Origin of the sequence: Mesorhizobium sp. M1E.F.Ca.ET.063.01.1.1, assembly GCF_003998155.1 — a bacterium.
GTDB lineage: Bacteria > Pseudomonadota > Alphaproteobacteria > Rhizobiales > Rhizobiaceae > Mesorhizobium.
On the sequence record NZ_RZSC01000299.1, the window covers coordinates 1 to 6797 of the forward strand.

Here is a 6797-nt window from a genome sequence, read left to right on the forward strand (position 1 = left end):
GGGCCTATACCGATCAGCTCAAGGCACTTCACCCCGACATCGCCGTCGATGCGGACGTGCTCTATGTCGATGAAGGCGACATCGTCACCTCCGCCGGCGTCGCCGCCGGATTGGATTGCTGCCTGCACATCGTGCGGGCCCGCTATGGTGCCGAGGCAGCACTTCGGCTCGCCCGCCACGTCGTGCTCTCGCCGCACCGGCAAGGCGGACAGGCCCAGTTCATCGAACGCCCGCTCGCACCGACACCGACCGCCGACCGGTTCGCGAAGGCCCTCGATGAGGTGCTGGCAACGCTCGGCGAGACCCACAGCCTCGACAGCGTCGCCGATGCCGCCGGCCTCACCCGCCGCACCTTCACGCGCCGCTTCCAGAAGACGACCGGCACCAGTTTCGGCGACTGGCTGACCGACCAGCGCGTGGGGCTGGCGCAGCGGCTGCTGGAACAGACGGATAAATCGATGGATATGGTGGCCTTCGAAGCCGGCTTCGGCAGCGCCACGTCGCTGCGTCAGCATTTCGCGGCGCGGCTCAAGACCTCGCCGATGCAGTATCGGCGCGAATTTTCCAGGCACGCGCCGTCGGACCGGGCGGCATACTCGACATTGCTCTAGAAAGACGGCCTTGGCCCTCAGCGCTTCCCGGTCACCCGCGCCGGATTGCCGACAACGGTCGCATTGGCCGGCACGTCGCGTGTCACCACCGCGCCGGCGCCGACGATAGCGCCCTCGCCGATGCCGACGCCGGCAAGGACCACCGCGCTGCCGCCGATCCAGACATTGTCGCCGATCGTCACTGGCTTTGCGATCTCCAGCCCGGCGCGCCGGCCGGCGGCTTCTCGGTGATGCTCGGCGCAGTAGATCTGCACATTCGGCCCAAGCAGCGTGCCCTTGCCGATGCGCACCGGTGCGGTATCGAGGATTGGTGCAGCCGGCATTGAGGAAGATGCCTTCGCCGAGGAAGAGGTTGAAGCCGTAAGCGCAGTGAAACGGCGCTTCGATGCGCGCGCCTTCGCCCGCGCCGCCGAGCAGCGCCCGCAAAGCCGGGCCGATATCGCCGCGCTGCCGTGGCGGCAGGCTGTTGTGCTCGAACAGCGCATCGCGGGCGGCAATGCGCAGCGCTTCCAGCTCGGGGTCGATGCAGGTGTACCATTCACCCGCCGCCATCTTCATGCGCTCGCTTGTCGTCATGGCCGCTCCTCCGATGCCGCTGCTGCCAAAGCACAATCCGCCCCTAAAAGCATGTCTCCCGAAGGTGGGAACCGGTTTCGGGACAAAGACATGCGTAAAGTCAAAAACCTAAAGCGCAGGGAGCGAATCTGAAAGATCGCGGCGCGCTTTCGGGAAAAGCCGTGGCCAAACGCCCGGCCTATGCTAGCCTGCTTTGTCGGGACCGTGCGAGGGTCCTGAATTTGAGGGGGTCAATCATGCTTTACATCCTTGCATTGCTGATTGGCGTCGTTGCCGGCCTGCGCGCCATGACGGCGCCGGCGACTGTTGCCTGGGGCGCTTGGCTCGGCTGGTTGCCGGTCGCCGGCACCTGGGCGAGCTTCATGGGGCACTGGATCGCCGTCGGTATCTTCACCATCCTGGCAATCGTCGAACTCGTCACCGATCAATTGCCGTCGACGCCGAGCCGCAAGGTGCCGCAACAGTTCGGCACGCGCATCGTCGTCGGCGCCTTCTGCGGCGCGGTGATCGGCGCGACCGGCGGCGCCACCATCGGCGGCCTGGTCGCCGGCGCGATCGGCGCGGTGATCGGCACGCTGGGCGGCGCCGAAGCGCGTGGCCGGCTGGCCGCCAGCTTCGGCAAGGATCCGCCTGCTGCTTTCATCGAGGATGCCGTGGCGATCATCGGCGGCCTGCTGATCGTGGCGGCCGTCGCATGACCGCGAAGAACTTCGACGCCATCGTCATCGGCGCCGGCCAGGCCGGCACTCCGCTCGCCGGCCGGCTGAACGCAGCCGGCATGAGCGTGGCGCTGATCGAGCGCAAGCTGGTCGGCGGCACCTGCGTCAACACAGGCTGCATCCCGACCAAGACGATGGTGGCAAGCGCCTATGCCGCGCATCTTGCCCGCCGCGCCGCAGACTACGGCGTGACGCTCGGTGGTCCCGTCGGTGTCGACTACAAGGCGATCAAGGCGCGCAAGGACAAGGTATCGGGCGCCTCCCGCGCCGGGTTGGAAGACTGGATCGCCAGCATGGACAAATGCACGCTCTATCGCGGCCATGCGCGCTTCGAATCCGGCGACACGGTGCGCGTCGGCAACGATGTGCTGACCGCGCCAAAAATCTTCCTCAACACCGGCGGCCGCGCCGCCGTGCCGGACCTGCCCGGCGTCAACGACATCCCCTATCTCACCAATTCCTCGATGATGGATCTCGATGTGCTGCCCAGCCATCTCGTCGTCGTCGGCGGCAGCTACATCTCGCTCGAGTTCGCGCAGATGTTCCGCCGGTTCGGCTCCGAGGTCACGGTGATCGAGAAGGCGCTGCGCCTGGCCGGGCGCGAGGACGAGGACGTCTCGGCCGCCATCCTGTCGATCCTCGAAAACGAGGGCATCACAGTCCATGTCGGCGCCGACGACATCGCCTTCGCCAGGCAAGGCAATGGCATCGCTGTTGCCTTCTCGGCGGGCAAGCCGCCGGCTGTCGGCTCGCATGTGCTGCTGGCGCTCGGGCGCGTCCCCAACACCGACGATCTCGGCCTCGACAAGGCCGGCGTCGAGGTCGACCGGCACGGCTACATCGTCGTCGACGACCAGTTGCGCACCAGCGTGCCCGGCATCTGGGCGATGGGCGACTGCAACGGCAAGGGCGCCTTCACGCACACCTCCTACAACGACTACGAAATCGTGGCCGCAAATCTGCTCGACAACGATCCACGCAGGGTGAGCGACCGCATCGAGGCCTATGCGCTCTATATCGATCCGCCGCTCGGCCGCTGCGGCATGACGGAGGCAGCGGTGAAGAAATCCGGCCGCCGCGCGCTCGTCGGCCAGCGGCCGATGACCCGTGTGGGTCGTGCCGTCGAGAAAGGCGAGACGCAAGGCTTCATGAGGATCCTGGCCGATGCCGACACCGGCGAAATCCTCGGCTGCTCGGTGCTCGGACCGGGTGGCGACGAGGCGATCCACTCAGTGCTCGACCTCATGTATGCCAAGGCGACGATCTCGACGCTGGCGCGCGCCATGCATATCCACCCCAACGTCTCGGAGCTTCTGCCGACCATCGCCCAGGAGCTGAAGCCGCTCATCTGAGCCCCGGATCGGCCGCCCTCCCGTCCGGCGCTGCCCGGTCGCAGAAAGGTCCGACTTGCGCCCACAGGTCGGCCCGGCTGGACCACTCGACAGTTCTGCCGCAAACATGCATGTCTGGACTCTCCATCGGAAACACCCATGCACAAGACGATCGAGCGCATCACCGGCGACGGCGAAGGCACCACTTACGAATTTCCGGTCTTTCGCTTTGACGGCTCGGACAAGACGGCTCCAACCGCCTATCTGCAGGCAGCCCTGCATGCCGGCGAACTGCCGGGCGTCGTAGCCATCGACGCGCTGATGCCGATGCTTGCCACAGCGGAAGCGGAAGGCCGCATCAAGGGCGCCATCACTGTCGTGCCCTGGGCCAATCCGATCGGCCGCGCCCAATATCATTTCGGCGAGCATCAGGGACGCTTCCATCTCGGCACCCGCACCAATTTCAACCGCGGCTTCCCGCTGCTTGCCGCGCCCGACACCGCGTTCCTGCCTGACACTACGCTTGGCACCGCCGATCAGCGGCTGAAGACGCGGCTGGTGCAGCTCTCGCTCGGCCACGACATCGTGCTCGACCTGCATTGCGACGACGAGGGCCTCGCCTATCTCTACATCCACACCAGCCTGTGGCCGACCATGGCCGATTGCGCCGCCGCCATGGGCGTCGATGCCGTAGTGCTGTGGAGCGAGGACAGCAGCGGCACCTTCGAGGGCGCCTCGATCATGCCATATCAGAATGTGCCGGCAAATGTGTCGCGCTTCGACCGCCGCGTCGTCACCACGGTCGAATATCGCGGTATGCTCGATGTCGACGGCGCGCTCGCCGAGGCCGATGCGGAAGGCCTCTATCGGCTGCTCGTGATGCGAGGCGTCATTCAGGATCGGTCAGTATCCAAGCCCGGCAACTTCACCGGGGCTGTCGTGCCGATCGAGAACATCGACATGATGCCATCGCCCAAGGCTGGCGCGATCCTCTACCACGTCGAGCCGGGCGACCGCGTCGCCAAGGACGACAGGCTCGCCACAATCGTCCATGCGCCTGGCGAAGTGGGCGGCCGCACCGAAGTCTTCGCGCCGCAGTCGGGCTTCATCCTGACCCGCCGTTCGCGCCGCATCATCCGCGCCGGCGAGGATCTGCTGAAGCTCGCCGGCGACAAGCGGAGCGGCGACGCGCGCTCGGGCACGCTGGAGGATTGACGCATGTCGCCCAAAAGCGCGCAGCGGTTTTGGGCGAACGACATGCATCGGACAAAGGCCATCAGGCTTTCACCATCCGCGTGAAATCCAGTTGCGCGGGTCGTCATTCGCCGCTATGGGAGTCGCCATGAACATGCGTTCGAACAAGACCGTTTGGTGGTGGGCTCGCTGACAGCGGCCGGTTCGAACGCGCGTGCGTGAAAGAGAGGGTGGCCGCAGCGGAATGTCCGGGCGGCCATTTGTTTTTTAAAGCCATTCCCGGGTCCGTTGCCCAAAACGCTGATGGAGACGGCAATGACGACTAAAGTTCTGGACAACGGAGCCGAGCGCTTCGTCACCGCGGGCGGGGTGACGATCACCCGCGAACGCCATGACCAGCCCTATGAAGGCGCTATCGACGCCTATGTCGAAGGGCTGAATTCGCGCCGCGGCGCGGTGTTTTCCTCGAACTACGAGTATCCGGGCCGCTACACGCGCTGGGACACGGCCATCATCGACCCGCCGCTGGTGATCTCCGCGCGTGGCCGCGCCATGCGCATCGAGGCGCTGAACGCCCGTGGCGAAGCGCTGTTGCCGCTGATCGGCAAGGCGCTTGGCCAGATCAGCGAGGTGACGATCGCCGAGACCTCGAAAAAACTCATTCGCCTCGATGTCGCCAAGCCCGGCCGCGTCTTCACCGAGGAGGAGCGCAGCCGCGTTCCGTCCGTCTTCACCGTGCTGCGCGCCATCACCGCCCTGTTCAAGACCGCCGAGGATGCCAATCTCGGCCTTTACGGCGCCTTCGGCTACGACCTCGCCTTCCAATTCGACCCGGTCGACTACAAGCTCGAGCGCAGGGAGAGCCAGCGCGACCTGGTGCTGTTCCTGCCCGACGAGATCCTGGTCGTCGACCATTATTCGACCAAGGCCTGGACCGACCGCTACGACTATTCCGGCGAAGGGTTTTCGACCGAAGGCTTGGCCCGCGATGCTCATGTCGAGCCCTTCAAGACCGCCGACCGCATCCCGCCGCGCGGCGACCATGAGCCGGGCGAATATGCGAACCTGGTGCGCCGGGCTATGGAGAGCTTCAAGCGCGGCGACCTGTTCGAGGTCGTGCCCGGCCAGATGTTCTACGAACGCTGCGAGACCCAGCCCTCCGACATCTCCCGCAAGCTGAAGTCGATCAACCCCTCGCCCTATTCCTTCTTCATCAATCTCGGTGAAAACGAATATCTGATCGGCGCCTCGCCGGAGATGTTCGTGCGCGTCAATGGCCGCCGCGTCGAGACCTGCCCGATCTCCGGCACCATCAAGCGCGGCGACGACGCCATTTCCGACAGTGAGCAGATCCTTAAGCTGCTCAATTCGAAGAAGGACGAATCCGAGCTCACCATGTGCTCGGACGTCGACCGCAACGACAAGTCGCGCGTCTGCGAGCCTGGCTCGGTGCGCGTCATCGGGCGCCGCCAGATCGAGATGTATTCGCGCCTGATCCATACCGTCGACCACATCGAAGGGCGGCTGCGCGAAGGCATGGATGCCTTCGACGCCTTCCTGTCGCACGCCTGGGCGGTCACGGTCACCGGCGCGCCGAAACTCTGGGCCATGCGCTTCATCGAGCAGAACGAGAAGAGCCCGCGCGCCTGGTATGGCGGTGCGATCGGCATGGTCAACTTCAACGGCGACATGAACACCGGGCTGACGCTGCGCACCATCCGCATCAAGGACGGCATCGCCGAAGTGCGCGCCGGCGCCACATTGCTTTTCGACAGCGTTCCCGAGGAAGAAGAAGCCGAAACCGAACTGAAGGCATCCGCCATGCTCTCCGCCATCCGCGACGCCAAAACCGGCAACGCAACCGGCGCCGAACGCGCCACCGCGCGCGTCGGCGACGGGGTGAATATCCTGTTGGTCGACCACGAGGATAGCTTCGTCCACACCCTGGCCAACTACTTCCGCCAGACCGGAGCCAATGTCTCGACCGTGCGCACGCCGGTGCCGGAAGAGGTCTTCGAGCGGCTGAAGCCCGATCTCGTCGTGCTCTCGCCCGGCCCCGGCACGCCGAAGGATTTCGACTGCGCCGCGACCATCAAGAGGGCTCGCGCCCGCGACCTGCCGGTATTCGGCGTCTGCCTCGGCCTGCAGGCGCTGGCCGAAGCCTATGGCGGCGAGTTGAGGCAATTGCACATCCCGATGCACGGCAAGCCGTCGCGCATCCGCGTCTCGAAGCCCGGCATCATCTTCTCAGGGCTTCCGAAGGAAGTGACGGTTGGCCGCTATCACTCGATCTTCGCCGACCCGGTGCGCCTGCCGGATGATTTCGTGGTCACCGCCGAGACCGAGGACGGCGTCATCATGGCCTT

The 6797-nt window shown here is 65.6% G+C and carries 5 protein-coding genes and 1 pseudogene; 5 read left to right on the top strand and 1 reads right to left on the bottom strand.

Features of this window, described 5'->3' with window-relative positions:
• Positions 1 to 611, top strand: a 611-nt coding sequence (locus EOA29_RS20335) for a helix-turn-helix domain-containing protein (protein ID WP_127221354.1), incomplete at its 5' end; no start/stop codon positions are given.
• 17 nt (positions 612 to 628) lie between these two features.
• Here EOA29_RS20335 and EOA29_RS20340 read toward each other — a convergent pair.
• A pseudogene (locus tag EOA29_RS20340) lies at positions 629 to 1187 on the bottom strand (sugar O-acetyltransferase).
• A 236-nt stretch (positions 1188 to 1423) separates the two neighbouring features.
• Between EOA29_RS20340 and EOA29_RS20345 the strand changes: the two are divergent.
• The 4 genes from EOA29_RS20345 to EOA29_RS20360 all read left to right on the top strand — a co-directional run.
• Positions 1424 to 1885 (top strand): DUF4126 domain-containing protein, encoded by a 462-nt coding sequence (locus EOA29_RS20345; protein WP_126092317.1) that lies wholly within the window; start codon positions 1424 to 1426, stop codon positions 1883 to 1885.
• Positions 1882 to 3258, top strand: coding sequence for an FAD-containing oxidoreductase (locus tag EOA29_RS20350; protein WP_126092316.1), 1377 nt, complete (start codon positions 1882 to 1884; stop codon positions 3256 to 3258). Before EOA29_RS20345 ends, EOA29_RS20350 begins: the two co-directional genes overlap by 4 nt.
• A gap of 138 nt (positions 3259 to 3396) precedes the next feature.
• On the top strand, positions 3397 to 4452 hold the full coding sequence (locus tag EOA29_RS20355; RefSeq protein ID WP_126092315.1) for a succinylglutamate desuccinylase/aspartoacylase family protein: 1056 nt from the start codon (positions 3397 to 3399) through the stop codon (positions 4450 to 4452).
• Between the two features lie 294 nt (positions 4453 to 4746).
• The coding region (locus EOA29_RS20360; protein ID WP_127221355.1) for an anthranilate synthase at positions 4747 to 6797 on the top strand (2051 nt) is incomplete at its 3' end.